This is a genomic window from Mesorhizobium sp. GbtcB19, from assembly GCF_019091085.1.
In the GTDB taxonomy this organism is placed as follows: Bacteria; Pseudomonadota; Alphaproteobacteria; order Rhizobiales; family Rhizobiaceae; genus Mesorhizobium.
The window spans coordinates 1-239 of sequence record NZ_JAGXJY010000477.1; the positions used below are offsets into that span (position 1 = coordinate 1).

Annotated in this window: 1 protein-coding gene; it reads right to left on the bottom strand. The window is 69.9% G+C overall.

Annotation, left to right across the window (positions count from 1 at the left end):
- Window position 1: 1 nt before the first annotated feature.
- On the bottom strand, window positions 2–239 hold a 238-nt coding region (locus KVT37_RS32785; RefSeq protein WP_217579081.1), incomplete at its 5' end, for a hypothetical protein.

Sequence of the window (239 nt, forward strand, 5' to 3'; positions counted from 1 at the left end):
GCTATTCCGCCTTCACCTCCATCACGCCGGTGGCGGGGCGGGCCGGGTATTGCGGCCGGTACATGTCTTCCACCGTGGCCGCCGGTTGGGCATAGGTGCCTGGCGTCACGGCACGCACGACATAGGCCAGCGTGTTGTTGCGGTCGCCGTCGCCTGCATTCGGGGTGAAGACGGCATCGATGGCGTCGGCGCGGGACTCACGGTGCGCCGCGTCGGGATGCGCCAGCCTGTGGGAGGGC